We start from the raw sequence: 16,593 nt of genomic DNA, 5'->3' as shown, positions 1-16,593 counted from the left end.
CTGCTTTCAATCCCCACCCGCATCGCGCCGGTGGGCCGGAACCTCTTCATCGCTGAACCCCGTTCCGTTTGGGTCTGCAAAGGTAGAAACCTTTTTCGTTATTGCAAATTAAATTTTAAGTTTTTTTCCCGACCCCAAAACAACACAACAGAACCCCAGGAAAAACCAAACCAAAACCATCCGCAACCTGACAATGAACAACCGCCTCCTCCGAAGCGGGATGCAAAGGTAAGAACCTTTTCGTTGAATGCAAATAATAAATCTGAAATAAAAACAATAACTTAATTATAGATTGATTATCAGCTTATTATTTTTCAATCATTATCATTTCTTCAATGAACAACCCACGTCATAAAATTGCGGGGGCTTCAAAGATAAACATATCATCCCAAGGTTCCAAGTAAACGCGCTATTTCCTACCTCGTTACTACCAGTTATTTACCGATGGCTTAGTCTTTCCATACTGCCGGCTTACCAACTCCTTTACCGGTTCTTTACCTCTTCCTCACTTCGGCATGACTCCCAGCATCAGGAATAGGTGGAAACCCAGCGCCCGCAGGAAGCGGCATGCCAAGTAGCTGGTTTGCCGAGCAATAAATACCACATGAATGTCTTGCAAATGTTTCAGATAAAAGGCTTTTTATAGGGAGTTCATAGGGAGATTAAAGGGGGATAATAGATTTATAAACCTATAATATCTCTATTATCTATTGTTAAAAAGCTATATAGATTTTAATTATCTGGACAATAAGTTTGCCGTTGGGGATAACCCTCTCAGGACACAAATCATGGCAATACGCACAAATGGGCTGTACAAACGGGACAATCAATGGCCGAACAGGTATTGTCTTGCCCCTGCTCCCATCCTTTTAAAAGTTGAAATCAGTTCAGTATAAAAGGCGTAAAGAAAGAAATCGAGGGATAAGTGAGGGGTTAATTACCTCTGGGCAACGTAATGACGTCCGATGATAGCGGTTTCCCTTCCGTATCGAGTAAAAACGACATGGGATTTTCGGGGTCCTTGATAATTTCGAACAACGTATGCCCCCATGGTTTCCAAAAATTCTCCAAAACCTGCCCATACGTTTTAACCTGCCAATCGTCAAAAATGGGCTTCATACTCATATCCATCAACGACATCGGCTCCACATAGACCATCTCCGCGGTTGGAAGAACCGTATACTCTGGCAGCCGATTAAACAAATAAGCCGAGTAAAAAAAACGGGCACACAATTCTTCAAACTGAATAGGATGAAGCTGCAGACCATTTATTAGATCGATAACCGCCTTGTGATAAATCCCATTTGCTCCGTTATCTTGCAGGCATACAATCAGCCCAAAATCATTCATCCTAAGCGAATAAATCAATGTATTGATCTCATCACGATAGTTAAAGGTGTTTTCCGGGTTATCTACCGGAACAACCACTATCGTGAATGGTAAACTGCCATCAAATTGAATCGGGACGATTAACGACTGCAGCATCAGATGCAGATTCACGAATTTATGGGCGAGCACCTGGGAAAAGTTCATGGCCTCACCACTAAGCGCCTGCTGTCTCATCCCAGCTTGTATTTCATTGAAGACAACTCCGTAAACGATCTTGGCCACCCACCGAAACAACACCATCCTATCCATTTCATTGACGGCCTCATACCCTTTATTAAAAGCATCGGCTACAGCGTTATCCAGTTCGGCAATTCGCTCAGCCACAGCCGCCGAACATGGCAGTTGTAGCTGCTTGTACGTGCGAAGGCTTTCGTCTAGCAATTTAAAGGGTTTATCTTCGAGATCAAACTTACGCATTAGCCAATGTGGAAAAACTTGTATCTGTTCATCCGCCGACTGCAATGGCTGACCACTTAAGAAGCAAGTTTTGCTGTCAAAACGAAAATCCTTAAAGGGGTTATATATGTTGGTTGGCATGTGCTGAATTGCTGAAATGTTAACGTTGCGAAGTGGTCAGCCCAATGAAGGAAAGGATATACCTTTAATCTTCCTATAGAGTTCCACTGCGTATAAATCGGTCATTCCTGAAACAAAATCCAATACTGAACGTATTTTGGTGTAGGTTTCCTCCTGTTCCGCACTGAATTGCCTGGGCATCAGCGCTAACAGTTTGGTGTCATACTTGCTCTTTTGCTGTTTCAAATAAGCCGGAATAAACTCCTCCAACAGGCCATTCATGACTTTATAGCCGGCCACTTCAATCTGGACGACCGATTGGGCATTGTAGATTTTCTCAATGGATACCTGCTCGATTGTATGCATCGCATTGACTAAGTCGACATTCACCGCGCCGATCAGTGACTTTCCAAATCGGCCGTCTAATATGGCTTCTTGATGCTCAATAAAAGCTTTCGCACAGGCAATAATCAAGGTATTTATTGCCTTGGCGCGCAGCAGGCTTACCCGGCTATCAAAATCGGAGAGGTTCGCTAAGCGCGTCTTCAATTGGTCGTCGAGACAAACGGGTAGCAGTAAGCCTTCTACCTGTTCGTAAGATAAAATGCCGAGCCGATGTGCATCTTCCAGGTCAATTATGTTGTAGCAAATGTCATCCGCCGCTTCTACCAGATATACTAACGGGTGCCGCTTATACCCTGCTCGCAGACCACTATCGTCGAGCAAACCCAGTTCGGCCGCGATTTTCTCAAAAACAACTTGCTCTGACTGAAAAAACCCATATTTCTTGCGATGATGCACACGCTTATCCTGTCCGTCGATGGCTGCGCATGGATACTTTACAATGGCTGCAAGTGTACTATAGGTAAGTGCAAACCCGTGCTCGTCTTTACCTACGAAAGGATGGGTAAGTATCCGGAGTGCATTCGCGTTACCCTCAAAATGGGAGAGGTCAGCCCATTCGGCTTCAGAAACCTGATTCCTGAATACACTTCCGGCACCGTCTGTAAAATAACTGGAAATGGCCGCTTCACCAGAATGGCCAAATGCCGGATTTCCCAAATCATGAGACAGGCATGCAGCGGAGACAATGTTACCCACTTCCTGCAAATACGGTAGTTCCGCATCAATTTCTGGATACAATCTTCGCGTCTCATTATAAAAAATACGGCCCAGTGACCTGCCCACACTTGCCACCTCAAGGCTATGTGTGAGCCGGTTATGCACAAATACACTGCCCGGCAATGGGAAAACCTGTGTTTTATTCTGCAACCTACGAAAGGGTGAGGAGAAAATCAGGCGGTCGTAATCACGTTGAAATTCCGATCGCGCATCGTGCTGATCACCTATTCGTCGTGACTCATACCCCCAACGCTTGGCGGAGAGTAGTCCTTTCCATTTCATGATGTCCATCATCGGCAAAGGTAAGACAAATTGCCCATACGGCATTAATCGTAGAACTTCCAAGCGATGCCCACCCGAAGGTTGGCATTGTTCATTGGGTACCTGCGTACGGTATAGTACCCATCCGGCCACACATGCTGATTTACAAAGTTATAGCTTAGAAATAAATTAGCCCGTTTGAGGGTGGCCGAAGCCCATACATCCACTATCGGATAGGTAGAAAATTCGATGCCAGCGTTGTCGTTATAAAACTGGCCGACGTTAATGGCATAAGATGGTGTGCGAAAAGGTGTATTGAAACGGACGTCAAAACCAAGATTAAAATCAACAATCTTATAGAGCAACCCGTGGTAGTACAGGCTATGCCAAGTATATAATTCGGGAATGGCGAGCACTGCATTATAATCCGACTTCTGGTAAACCGCATAGTTATCTAAATGAAATCGACCCAATGTAAAATTCTGACCAACAGACAGTTTCAAAAGATTAATGTTGTTACCCATTTGCGCCGGCTCAATAACACGAAACAACCTAGGATTTCGGTTAGGATTGTCCACCTCTCTATAATAGAGATGATTGGCAATTAAAAAATATTCTACCTTCCCCGAAAAACCAAGCGAGGAGTTTTCGTACATAAACGAAAAATTGGTGGTCTTCGTCTTTGCGAAATCATGTTCCCATTGGTGATAGGTATAATTAACTCGTTGGAATAACCGTTCTGGCGATTTGTTTTGGACATAGGCGCCCAATACAATACGTCCAATCTTACTGCTCAGCAGAATGTCCGCTTCGGCATCATAAAGATAATCTCCGAAATTTGCACCCTGTACGATTTGGTTCAGATCTCCCGTGATGGTAATGCGATCACTGAAACGGTAACCCACCCCGGCTTTGAGTATGCTATTTTGCAGAAAGGCGTGTAACCCTCGGTCGCGGTACCAATGCATATCATGTTGGTAACCAAGGTCCAGCTTTATTTCATTTTTGATAAACGCCAATGACTTGCCCCTGAGGTAAAAGCTATAACCAAAATCATTGGTAATGGTCGTCAACTGGGTGGTATCTGCAGACAATTCACTTTCGCCAAACGGGAATGCATTATTGATATCCCTTTCATTTTTGTAGAACTGGAAATTTCGCAGACGTAAGCTGAGACTATGCGACATGCGGTTCGTTGGCAGGATTTGCTGTTCCGGTTGTCCGCCATGGATCGTATCCAAACGCCCTACGAACAAACTTTGACGAAGAAAGACGCTATTGTCACGCCAAGTATGTCTCGGGCGCTCATCACGCGTATTTCGTAAGCGAGTAGACTCCGCATCGCTCGTACCGCGATCCGGGTTACGAAATAAGGTGTCATTAAGTATTGATCCGTTTTCTGTAGAAGTAAGCTTATTGAATACGGCATTTGTCAATAGATTGTAGCGGTGGTTTTCTGACTCATACCAGGCAAACACCGCCGATTTCAGGTCGTTATACCGCTGGTTCATATAATAGCCATCAGCCCTTGCCGCATGGAATTCGCCTCCGACGTTTAGCCTCGGACTGATATTTTGAGTCACCTTTGCCCGAATAACCTGGTCATCAAAGAAAAAACCCACATTATATAATTCCGAAAATGGAGCACGTGCGCGGTAATACTTAATGGAATCAGGCTGATAAAGATAACGCTCCAAACTATGAAATCCGGTTTGGAAACCAATGGTCTTGTCGGGAACAAAAAGCAGATTGCGTGTGGCCAGCCCGTAACTTCCTAAATGGATGCTGGGATTCCGGGGCTGGTTCTGGGGATTATAATACTGAAAATTTTTATGCAGCGTGTCAATCTGGTAAGTATATGTGCCCTGTTTCATCATGGCCAGGGTTGTGTAACGCACATATCTCGCCGTATAAATCACGGTATCCTCCTTACTATCCTCTGCAGCCCTGGCGGAATCCAACGCACTGCTGAATTCTTCTCCCTCTTGAGCATATGACGCCGACAGGAAAGAAAGGAAGCCTAATGAAAGCAGCAAAACGCGCAGACGGATACTCATCGTTGCAAAGCTACCAATTCTTTCAATATTAATGTCATTTTTGGCTCGGCAGCAGCGGCCACCGCTACAATCTCAGCAAGTGAAACCGGCTGAAGTTTTTCATGAAAACCCTCGTCCGTGACCACCGAAAGAGCAAAAACAGGCAGATCCATATGGTTTGCGACAATGACTTCAGGCACCGTGCTCATTCCCACAATATCGCCACCGATCAATCGCATGTAACGGTATTCAGCCCGCGTTTCCAAATTAGGGCCAGGTGTCGACACATACACCGCGCGATGAACGATAATGCCATGCTGCTTGGCAATATCGATACTTTCGCGAATCATATCCGCGTCATACGGTTGGCTCATATCAGGAAAACGTGGGCCAAAACGGGTGTCGTTGCCACCACGTAATGGATTATCCGGCAGCAGGTTAATATGGTCGTCAATGATGGCCAGGTCGCCCTTGCGGATATCCGGATTGAGTGAACCTGAAGCGTTAGACACAAAAAGCTTTTGAATACCCAGCTCCTTCATCACGCGCACGGGAAAAGTAATCTGCTGCATACTGTATCCTTCATAATAATGAAGGCGACCTTGCATAGCCACTATACGCCGACCATTAAAGGCACCAAAAATCAGCTTTCCGGTATGAAATTCCACCGTGGAAATCGGAAAATTAGGAATATTGGCATACATCAGTTGGTGGGCCACATCTATATCTTCTGCCAGCGTCCCCAAACCGGTGCCTAAGATGATTCCAAATTCCGGTATAAAATCGCCAATGCGGTGTTTGATAAATGCTGTGGTCTCTTCAATCAGGTGATACATAGCTACTGGGACTTGGCTGTCAAACTTAACTAATTTTTGCTTGAATTAAAACTACGCTCGGGTGTCATTCCCATGGTAAATACTTAGGTAGCTTTCGTACCGGCTCGGCGCAATTCCCCCCTCTCCTAGGGCTGCCAACACAGCACAACCAGGTTCATTGATGTGCCGGCAGTCGTTAAATCTACAGTTATTCATCAACGCCCGCATCTCAGGAAAAAAATGCCCCAGCTCCCGCTGTTCGATGTCAATGACACCCAATTCGCGAATACCGGGTGTGTCGATCAATCGCCCGCCGTGCGGAAGAATAATCATTTCAGCAAAGGTAGTGGTGTGCCTGCCTTTGTCTGACCAATCGGAGATATCGGCGGTACGCATTTCTGCGGCCGGATGAATGGCGTTAATCAATGTCGATTTCCCCACGCCGGAATGCCCAGAGATCAATGTGGTCTTGTTTCGAAGCAAGTCGTTAATCGCGTCGATATTCATGCCTTTAAGTGCAGAAACCTCATAACAAGGATAACCGTTGGTTTGGTAAATGGCTGTATACTCATGTAGTATATTCAACCCTTCTTCGGAAAATAAATCTAACTTATTGAATATTAATCCAGCAGGCACATCATAGGCCTCGGCAGTAACCAGGAATCGATCGATGAACCCCAATGATGTAAAGGGCGATGCCAGTGTAACCACCAGGAAAGCTTGGTCGAGATTGGCGGCGATAATCTGCGCTTGTTTAGATAAGTTTATGGACTTACGGATGATATAGTTCTGTCTTTCATGCAGGTGCACAATAATAGCGGTGTAAGGTTCAGCTTCCATCTCAACCATGATATCTACCCAGTCACCCACGGCAATGGGATTGGTTGTCTTAATATCCTTGGTTCGGAATTTGCCCTTTATACGACATTGATAAACATTGCCATCGTCGGCCAGAACCCCATACCAACTTCCTGTCGATTTGGTAACAAGGCCCCTCATCCCCTTATCCTATTGTGCGCAGACATGCTTCTTGTCATGTTGGCAAAAGTCGGAAAAAAACCCCACAATATCCCTATCTTTGCGTCGACACCAATATTCTTTTTGCGTGAAAAAGCTCTTTCTTTTAGATGGGATGGCCTTGATTTACAGGGCTTATTTTGCTTTGAGTAAAAACCCAAGAATTACATCCACGGGGTTTAATACATCAGCGATATTTGGATTTGCAAATACATTGCTTGAACTATTGAGAACACAGCAGCCAACTCATATTGCAGTCGTGTTCGATACCATGGCGCCTACCAACCGGCATATCGAGTTCGAATCCTACAAGGCCAACCGCCAAGCTATTCCGGAAGATTTGGCTGCTGCCATCCCGTATGTGTATAAGCTGGTGGAAGGGTTTAACATTCCCCTCATTACCTTAGATGGCTACGAGGCTGATGACATCATCGGTACTTTGGCGAAACAGGCCGAAGCAAAGGGCTACACCGTCTACTGCATGACGCCCGATAAGGACTTCGGCCAACTGGTAACTGAAAGTATCTTTGTCTATAAACCAGCACGATTGGGTAATGGGGCTGAAACATTGGGCATCAAAGAAATATTGGAGAAATGGGAGGTGTCGGACGTGAAACAGGTGATTGATATACTCGGTCTCTGGGGCGATTCGGTAGACAACATCCCCGGTATTCCTGGCATTGGAGAAAAGACTGCGAAGGACCTGATCAAACGTTTCGGTTCAATGGAGGCTATATTAGCCAACACGAATCAGCTTAAGGGAAAACAACGGGAAAATTTGGAAACATTTGCCGAGCAAGGGCTGATCTCAAAGAAATTAGCGACCATTCAATTGGATGTACCCATCGAGTTAGACGAAGAGCGCCTCATACTTGGTCAGCCGGACCAGGAAGCCTTGGAGCCTCTGTTTGCCGAGTTGGAATTCCGTACATTGGGCAAGCGCGTCTTCGGCGAAGAATTCAATGTCTTGACCACTCCGCCAACTTCGGGCACACAGATGGATCTATTCGGTAATGCAGCCAGTACCGAGGCAACCAATACCACAACTGAATATGTACCACCTGTAGCCGGAAAAAATGTCCACAATACTCCGCATACGTACTTTCTGGCCGACACCCCGGTCTTAAAGCAAGAATTAGCCTCCTTATTATCCAAGCAGCGCAGTTTCTGTTTCGACACAGAAACCACCGGAACCGATGCCAATGTTGCAGACTTGGTGGGGCTTTCTTTTTCAATCGAACCGGGCACGGCATGGTATGTACCCGCCCCTCCGGATCGAGCGGAAAGCATGCAGGTCTTGGCTTATTTCAAGCCCATATTTGAAGACGAAACAATCGAAAAGGTTGGCCAGAACACCAAGTATGACATCTTGTTATTGGCCCGCTACGGTATAAATGTCAAGGGTCCGCTATTTGACACCATGCTGGCCCATTACCTCATAGACCCCGATACCCGTCATGGAATGGATGTGCTGGCGGAAAATTATCTCGGTTATACCCCCATCCCGATTACCGATTTAATTGGCCCTAGAGGCAAGAAACAGGGCAATATGCAGGATGTGGATATGGAGGCTATCAAGGAATATGCGGCAGAAGATGCTGATATTACCCTTCAGTTGAAAGCCACCTTTGAACCGTTGTTAGAAAAGGCAGAGGCCGTCGAACTGGCTCAAAAAGTCGAGTTTCCATTGGTTCATGTCCTCGCGGACATGGAGCAGAGTGGGGTCAATATCGATGTGCCCGTTCTGCAGCAACTATCGGAGACCTTGGCCACCGATATCGTTGAGCTTGAAAAGACCATTTTTCAAAAAGCAGGTGTCCGGTTCAATATCGCGTCACCAAAACAACTGGGAGAAATCCTTTTCGAAAAACTGCAACTTGACCCAAAAGCTAAAAAGACGAAAACAGGGCAATACAAAACCGGAGAAGACGTATTGCTTACGCTCGCGTCAAAGAGCGACATCGTAAAAGACATTTTGGAGTTTAGACAACTCCAGAAGCTCAAATCCACCTATGTGGATGCATTGCCCATGATGATCAACCCGCTGACGGGTCGCGTGCATACATCATACAACCAAGCGGTGGCTGCAACCGGTAGACTGAGCTCGACTAACCCTAACCTTCAGAATATCCCCATCCGTACGGCCCGCGGACGTGAGGTACGCAAAGCATTCATCCCAAGGGATGAAAACCATGTGATATTATCTGCCGATTATTCACAGATCGAATTGAGGCTGGTAGCACATATGAGTGATGATAAGGGCATGTTGGACGCTTTTGAAAAAGGCTTGGATATACACCGAGCCACAGCGGCAAAAGTATATGGCGTACCATTGGAAGAAGTAACTGCGGCACAGCGACGAAATGCCAAAGCTGTCAATTTTGGTATCATCTACGGCCAGTCGGCATTTGGCCTCTCGCAAAATTTGGGAATTCCACGTACCGAAGCAGCACAGATTATTGAACAGTATTTTGCACAATATCCGGGCATCAAGCGATATATGAATGAGACCATCAATTTTGCCAAAGAACACGGCTATGTCGAAACGCTACTGAAACGACGCCGCTACCTACGTGATATCAATTCGGCCAATCAGACGGTACGGGGGTTTGCCGAGCGAAACGCGATCAATGCACCCATCCAGGGTTCGGCGGCCGATATGATTAAAGTGGCGATGATTGCTATTCATGAAGCCATCAAAAAGCAAGGATTAAACGGAAAAATGACCATGCAGGTACATGACGAATTGGTGTTTGATGTACCGAAAGAAGAGGTAGCCCTCTTTAGGGCTCTCGCTGAGAAACACATGAAAAGCGCATTAAATATGTCCGTTCCCATTGTGGTAGAACTTGGCGAAGGTCGTAACTGGCTCGAAGCGCATTAACACGAAACGTACTATGAAATTACGGCTATTAATAAGCTTGCTGCTGATTATACCATCGTTAGCGCTTGCTAATGATTTAGACTCGATGGTTCGGAAGGCCGTGTTTTATGAGAAAGTCTCCGATGACATCACACGCTTTTTCTATGACGATCACTATTACTTGGTAGACAAACACTGCCAATTCAAAACGATCGAGCGTGTTGGTCAATACAATTTTCAACAACAGCAGTTCATCGGTGAATTTACCGATTTTGATAGTCGAGGAAGGGCGATTCTTAAGGGGAACTTCCGAGATGGCAGAAAAGAAGGCGATTTTAAGGCCTATCATCCTAACGGGCAACTGAAGTGGGAGGTTTCTTATGTTCAGGATGCGCCTCACGGTCTTTGGAAATTCTACTATCCTGATGGGATGCCATTGCTTGAAGTGATCTACGACAACGGGGAAAGGCGTATTCTTAATTTTTGGGATCAGCACGGCAGGCAGCGGGTTACCAATGGCAACGGAAGGTACGAGTTTGGGGTCGCTGCCGATGGCTACAACGAGTTTGGCTACGTCCGATACAACCGCAAGGGGAAAATAGTGGACGGCCGTGCACATGGTAATTGGGGCATCGACTACGTATTTGCCGATGGCAAAAAGCAGAATGCTGGGTACGAGTTCTACCAGCACGGAAAATTTGTGCAGGGTTATGAAATATACTCCGATGAAGAGTTTGCCGATGCGCCGAGATATGACATATTGCCCCTGGAAGTTTTCATCAGGGCGGAGGCAATGATTGCTAAAGGCTGTACGATAGATGAAAATACAGGGTTCACCGGGTACCTGTCGGAATATTTAGAAAATTGGTTTGAGGGTGAGGTAAGCGAAATACCCGACCCATTGACCATTGAATTCACGGTAACGGTTAAGAAAAACGGTGAGCCGGGCAGCATCGAGCCAAAAACCACGTTTGGCACCAAAAGATACGCGGACTTACTACTGGAGGGTCTTAGTTTGCTAGCATTCTGGTTCCCGTCGTATGCAAATGGTGAATACATCGAAGACAAACTCACCGTGACCGCCGAAGTGTTCCCCGACGTCATCGCACACAAATTGCGATTTTTTGACGTAACTATCCAACGTGAAAAAGGCATGTAATGTTTCTTATCTGTATATTTGTCCCATTAATTTTTAAAAATGACCATCCATAAAGAAGGATATACCAGCATCGCAATCGTAGTACTGGTGATTTTTGTGGCCAACGCCTTGGTTCATTATTTCGCCTCCGATAATACGTTTTTGGTTTGGACGGTATATGTTCTTTCATTCCTGTTATTTGTCACGGTCTTACAGTTTTTCAGGAGCCCTACTAGGCGCGTCGTAACCGACGGGAATACGATTCTGTGTCCTGCAGACGGCAAGGTCGTGGTGATTGAAGAGACGGAAGAAACGGAATATTTCCGAGATAAACGCATACAGGTATCCATTTTCATGTCTCCTATTAATGTACATATCAATCGTAATCCGGTAAGCGGAAAAGTGACTTTCTTCCGGTATCATCCGGGAAAATATTTGGTTGCATGGCATCCAAAGTCTTCGACGCTTAATGAACGGACCAGCATCGCGGTTCGTACCGAAGCCGGAAAGGAAGTACTTTTTCGTCAAATAGCGGGTGCAATGGCCCGGCGCATCGTTTGGTATGTGCAAGAAGGCATAGCAGTAGAACAGGGAAAAGAATTCGGATTCATCAAATTTGGATCGCGGGTAGATGTTTTCCTTCCGCTAGGCACCAAAATAGACGTGAAAATCGGGGATCGAGTCTCCGGGGGACTTACTACCTTGGGGCGATTCGACTAGTGACTAGCTGTTATCATGAGGTTCATCCTGCTTGTTTTCATCAACGCGTGTGCAGTGGGGCTCTCCATTGCCTGTGTGAATTTCTATTTTCAACACAGCTGGCAACATTTCATCATTACATTTGCTATATCGTTTGCCGTTAGCTTTTTCGCATTCTACTACCTATTTCAACGCTATATATATAGTAAAATCAAGCTCATTTACAAACTTATCCATAATCTCAAACTCGGGAAAGATCTGAAAGACGCTTTAGGCGAAAAGATGAGCGACGATCCAATCAACGATGTGGAGCAGCAGGTAAGAGATTGGGCAAAGGAGAAAAAAAAAGAAATCGACACGCTTAAAGAGCAAGAAAAGTTCCGTCGTGAATTTCTTTCCAATATCTCCCATGAATTTAAAACACCATTATTTGCTATCCAAGGTTACGTAGATGCGCTACAAGATGGCATGATGCAGGATGACCCTGAGATGGCCACCCAGTTTCTGATGAAAGCGTCACGGAATCTTGATCGGCTTACATTTCTCATCAAGGACCTGGACGAAATATCGAAGCTGGAAAGTGGACAAGTACCCATCAATTATCAGAAATTTGATCTAAGCCCACTGATCAAAGAAGTACTGGAGTCAATGGAAGACAAAGCAGCTGGGCATCAAATCACGCTGGTGTTTAAAGAGAAATACCAGTATCCGATGATGGTGCGAGCAGACCGCGAGAAAATGAGGCAAGTATTTGTCAACCTGATCAGTAACTCCATCAAGTATGGAAAACCAAAGGGACATACCGATATAAAAATATATGAACTATTTGAAACCGTCTTGGTCGAAGTGACGGATGACGGTATCGGCATTGAGGAAAAAAATCTGCCTCGGGTTTTTGAGCGGTTTTACCGTACAGACAGAAGTCGATCGCGAAAGATCGGCGGATCTGGATTAGGGCTTTCCATCGTAAAGCATATCATCGAGGCACATGAACAAACCATCAATGTCAGAAGCACCGAGGGCGTCGGATCCACTTTCGCGTTTACATTGGAAAAAGCGAACGGTTAACTTAACATGAAGTGAGTTTTTACTTAACATTAAGTTAACATTAACGTTATATTTTTGCATAAATATTTTGCCTTATGTCGCTCAATAGCATATTCCAGTATTTCGTCCCTAAAGACAAGAAATTTTTCCCTTTGTTTGAACAGGCCAGTAGCAATCTCATTGATATGGCGAAGCTACTTAAGGAGCTGGTGAATCTCCCTGATTCCAGCAAACGGAAAGAGTTATGCAGAAAGATAGAAGATTTGGAACATCGGGGGGATGATATTTCCCACCAAATCCATTTGGAATTGGGCAAAAATTTCATCACGCCTTTTGACCGTGAAGACATCCATACATTGACCAGTTCATTAGACGACGTTGCGGATTTCATACATGGTGCTTCTAATCGAATCGACCTGTATAAAGTGGAAAAAATCACGGACCCGATTATTGAAATGGCTGATTTGATTTTGGAAGCAACGGAAGATGTGGCAAAAGCAGTGCATGAACTACGCAACTTAAAGAATATTCGGAACATCACTGATTCCTGCGTACGTATAAATAGCATTGAAAATAAAGCCGATTATATTTTCGATAAAGCAGTGGGTGAATTATTCGAATTCGAAAAAGATGCTATTGTGCTCATCAAATACAAAGAGGTGCTATCTGCCATGGAAACCGCTACCGATAAATGCGAGGACGTGGCCAACGTACTGGAAAGCATTTTAGTGAAGAACGCTTAAATTTAAAACTCATAGCGTATATGGTTACCACCTTATTGGTTATCGTTATCATTTTAGCCATCGCATTTGATTACATTAACGGTTTTCACGATGCTGCCAATTCCATTGCCACCATTGTATCGACAAAGGTATTGTCTCCTTTTCAGGCGGTACTCTGGGCTGCGACGTTCAATTTTGCCGCATACTTTTATTTTACGGACCATAAAGTGGCCAATACCATCGCGAAGACGGTACTGGAAGAATACATTACACTGGAAGTAATTTTTGCTGGATTAATCGCCGCGATTGGTTGGAACTTATTCACGTGGTATTATGGCGTACCGTCCAGCTCTTCCCATACACTGATTGGCGGCTTCGCAGGCGCCGGGATGACACACGCCTTCATCTTGGGTGACAGTACCATCGGTGCAATCAACGTGGGGGCAACGCTGCAGATCATCTCTTTTATTGTACTGGCGCCTTTGATCGGGATGTTCATTGCGGTTGTCATCACCCTACTCATTATTAACATATCCAAACGAGCCAAACCTTCCACGGCAGAGTGGTGGTTCAAAAAACTTCAGCTGGTCTCCTCAGCGGCATTAAGCTTTGCACATGGAGGCAATGATGCCCAAAAAGTAATGGGGATTATTTTTGTGGCCATGGTTGCTGGCGGTTACCTCCAAACGGGAGACCCGATGCCCGAGTGGATTCCACTTACATGCTATGCTGCTATTGCGCTAGGTACAATGAGTGGCGGTTGGAAGATCGTAAAGACGATGGGCACCAAGATCACCAAAGTGAATGCACTGGAAGGAGTCGGTGCTGAAACCGCCGCTGCGGTAACTTTGGGTATCACCGAACACTTTGGGATTCCGGTATCCACCACACATACCATTACAGGTTCAATCATCGGAGTTGGGGTAGTGAAACGCGTATCCGCTGTTAGATGGGGAGTCACCATCAGCCTACTTTGGGCATGGGTACTGACCATCCCGGTATCGGCCGTATTAGCAGGCACAACATACGTAGTCATCCATTACTTATTTTGATCACTTAATACGCTTTGCCGTCCGATTCCTAAAAAAACAAAATCTTTTTGTTTTTTTAGGAATCGACACGATTAATCCCTAGATTTACACCGTTTCTACCCGACTGACCATTAAAATGGACATTTTGAAAGGGATATGGCCGACGAAGTTTCAGAATACGTCAAGGGCTTTTTGGGTAGTAAATAAAACAGTTTTATGCATTCCTGTAGTTTCATCACAAACCACAGGCATCAGCATAAATAATTGAACAACAAGAGAATAGGTTCTTTCACAACCAGTCTTAAAGTAGGTTTTCTATGATTTTTTTTATAAAATCATAGAAAAGGAAAAAACTGGAATAGTATTTGCAAATATTGCGTGAATCAAACTATTGGTTATTTTTGCGAAAAATTAGACAATTAAAAATTTTTAACCTTAAAAAAAACAAGAGTATGAATTATTCTACAATCAAAACGGCAGTTGCTTGCTCGCTTGTAGCGGCCCTCGGGCTGACTGATACGGCACAGGCACAGGAGCCGACTGTATTTGGAGGAAGATCCCAATACAGGACATGGTCTATCGGTGTCAATGGTGGTTTTACCACGCCTTCAGTCATTATCGGTGGATCCAATGCCTTTAACCAAAAAGTTGGTTTTGGCGAGTACAAGCTTCGCGAATACTACGGTATCACCGTTCGTAAGCAACTATCAAGCTGGTTTGGTTTGGAAGCGGCTGGTAACCGTGGACGGATTTTCACCTACAATAACAATGGTGTAGGACACAACATGTTGTTCGATGCTGCAAACGGCGGTGCTGCAGGTGCCTCTTACCAATCTGCGGAGACGTCAGTACAATATGCAGCTAGCTTGAATGGTGTATTCCAATTGGCTACCATCGACTTCCTGCGTCGTGAAAATGCCGTTAATTTCTATGCAAGCGTAGGTTACGGCGTGATTGCGTTCAACCCAGTTGCTTATACTGATGCAGACGGTTCAGCCGGTGCTTGGGATAACAAAGGTGGTTGGGGTGAAGAATATCCTGGTGAGCGTAATTTGACAGGCGACCGTGATTTCAAACGTGAAACCTACATCCCTGTAGGCGTTGGCGTGAAGTTCAAATTATCTGATCGCGTAGCATTGAATTTGGGTTACACCATGAATTTTGTTGATGACAAAGCCTTGTTTGGCCCAGTTGCTAACCGTGCTGCCAATGACAAATTCTCGTACACTTATGCTGGTTTAGAATTCTCTTTGGGTTCTTCTTCAAAACCAGATTTGACTTGGCACAACCCAGTGTCTACTTTGTATGATGAGTTGAAAGATCCTTCATTGCGCAACGAGCTTGAAGCTTTGAAACAACGTGTTTCTACTTTGGAAGGCCTTGTTGACGAGTTGAGCCGTGACGAAGATGGTGACGGTGTATCTGACAAATTCGACAAATGCCCAGGCACACCTGCAGGCACTCAAGTTGATGGCGCAGGATGCCCAATCAAGTTCCCTGAGCCTGAAGTAAAGCAAGCAACAGGTAACTACCAGAATATCCAGTTTGAATTTGATAGCTCTGTATTAAAGACAGAATCTTATTCTATCCTTGATCGGTTATCTTCCGAACTGCGTGAAAGCGGTGCAACCGTTACATTAGACGGCCATGCTTCTGCAGAAGGTTCTGAAGCTTACAACCTGAACTTGTCTAGAGACCGTGCAAACTCAGTAAAACAATACTTGGTTAACTCTGGCGTAGACGCTGCTAAGGTAAACGTTCAAGCGCTCGGCGAATCTGCTCCGATTGCTTCTAACGCAACCGAAGAAGGCCGTGTAATCAACCGTCGTGTTGAAATCAAAAACTAAGCAAATCCGTTAAAACGGTTGCTGATAAAATGGCCACCCAAATTGGGTGGCCATTTTTTTTAGTCTTTCCCCCACACCGCTGCAAACTTT

The 16,593-nt window shown here is 45.1% G+C and carries 12 protein-coding genes; 7 read left to right on the top strand and 5 right to left on the bottom strand.

Annotated elements, in window-relative coordinates:
- Positions 1 to 933: 933 nt before the first annotated feature.
- The 5 genes from IEV98_RS21200 to rsgA form a co-directional block, all read right to left on the bottom strand.
- Complete coding sequence (locus IEV98_RS21200) at positions 934 to 1,806, bottom strand: hypothetical protein (RefSeq protein WP_307726873.1); 873 nt, start codon at positions 1,804 to 1,806, stop codon at positions 934 to 936.
- A gap of 156 nt (positions 1,807 to 1,962) precedes the next feature.
- Positions 1,963 to 3,318 (bottom strand): deoxyguanosinetriphosphate triphosphohydrolase, encoded by a 1,356-nt coding sequence (locus IEV98_RS21195; protein ID WP_371870693.1) that lies wholly within the window; start codon positions 3,316 to 3,318, stop codon positions 1,963 to 1,965.
- A gap of 35 nt (positions 3,319 to 3,353) precedes the next feature.
- A complete protein-coding gene (locus IEV98_RS21190; protein ID WP_188508029.1) occupies positions 3,354 to 5,345 on the bottom strand; it encodes a putative porin in 1,992 nt (663 codons plus the stop codon).
- A complete protein-coding gene (locus tag IEV98_RS21185; protein WP_188508028.1) occupies positions 5,342 to 6,160 on the bottom strand; it encodes a purine-nucleoside phosphorylase in 819 nt (272 codons plus the stop codon). The genes IEV98_RS21190 and IEV98_RS21185 overlap by 4 nt, the downstream gene beginning before the upstream one ends.
- A gap of 51 nt (positions 6,161 to 6,211) precedes the next feature.
- The gene (gene rsgA / locus IEV98_RS21180) at positions 6,212 to 7,138 is read right to left on the bottom strand and encodes a ribosome small subunit-dependent GTPase A (protein WP_188508027.1); all 927 of its coding nucleotides are present in this window, start codon (positions 7,136 to 7,138) and stop codon (positions 6,212 to 6,214) included.
- A gap of 106 nt (positions 7,139 to 7,244) precedes the next feature.
- Between rsgA and polA the strand changes: the two genes are divergently transcribed.
- From polA to IEV98_RS21145, 7 genes are all read left to right on the top strand, one after another.
- The gene (polA, locus tag IEV98_RS21175) at positions 7,245 to 10,040 is read left to right on the top strand and encodes a DNA polymerase I (RefSeq protein ID WP_188508026.1); all 2,796 of its coding nucleotides are present in this window, start codon (positions 7,245 to 7,247) and stop codon (positions 10,038 to 10,040) included.
- Between the two features lie 13 nt (positions 10,041 to 10,053).
- The gene (locus tag IEV98_RS21170) at positions 10,054 to 11,178 is read left to right on the top strand and encodes a toxin-antitoxin system YwqK family antitoxin (RefSeq protein ID WP_188508025.1); all 1,125 of its coding nucleotides are present in this window, start codon (positions 10,054 to 10,056) and stop codon (positions 11,176 to 11,178) included.
- 39 nt (positions 11,179 to 11,217) lie between these two features.
- Positions 11,218 to 11,877 carry a phosphatidylserine decarboxylase family protein gene (locus IEV98_RS21165; RefSeq protein ID WP_188508024.1) on the top strand — a complete coding sequence of 220 codons (660 nt, stop codon included), beginning with the start codon at positions 11,218 to 11,220 and terminating at the stop codon, positions 11,875 to 11,877.
- Between the two features lie 15 nt (positions 11,878 to 11,892).
- A complete protein-coding gene (locus IEV98_RS21160) occupies positions 11,893 to 12,924 on the top strand; it encodes a sensor histidine kinase (RefSeq protein ID WP_188508023.1) in 1,032 nt (343 codons plus the stop codon).
- 74 nt (positions 12,925 to 12,998) lie between these two features.
- Positions 12,999 to 13,646 (top strand): DUF47 domain-containing protein, encoded by a 648-nt coding sequence (locus tag IEV98_RS21155; protein ID WP_188508022.1) that lies wholly within the window; start codon positions 12,999 to 13,001, stop codon positions 13,644 to 13,646.
- 20 nt (positions 13,647 to 13,666) lie between these two features.
- Positions 13,667 to 14,677 carry an inorganic phosphate transporter gene (locus IEV98_RS21150; protein ID WP_188508021.1) on the top strand — a complete coding sequence of 337 codons (1,011 nt, stop codon included), beginning with the start codon at positions 13,667 to 13,669 and terminating at the stop codon, positions 14,675 to 14,677.
- Between the two features lie 344 nt (positions 14,678 to 15,021).
- Positions 15,022 to 16,503: an OmpA family protein gene (locus tag IEV98_RS21145; RefSeq protein WP_371870691.1), complete on the top strand. Its 1,482-nt coding sequence runs from the start codon at positions 15,022 to 15,024 to the stop codon at positions 16,501 to 16,503.
- Positions 16,504 to 16,593 lie beyond the last annotated feature (90 nt).

The organism is Parapedobacter pyrenivorans (assembly GCF_014636865.1).
In the GTDB taxonomy this organism is placed as follows: domain Bacteria; phylum Bacteroidota; class Bacteroidia; order Sphingobacteriales; family Sphingobacteriaceae; genus Parapedobacter; species Parapedobacter pyrenivorans.
The sequence above is the reverse complement of the archived record's forward strand: the minus strand, read 5'-3'. Positions and strand labels throughout refer to the sequence as shown.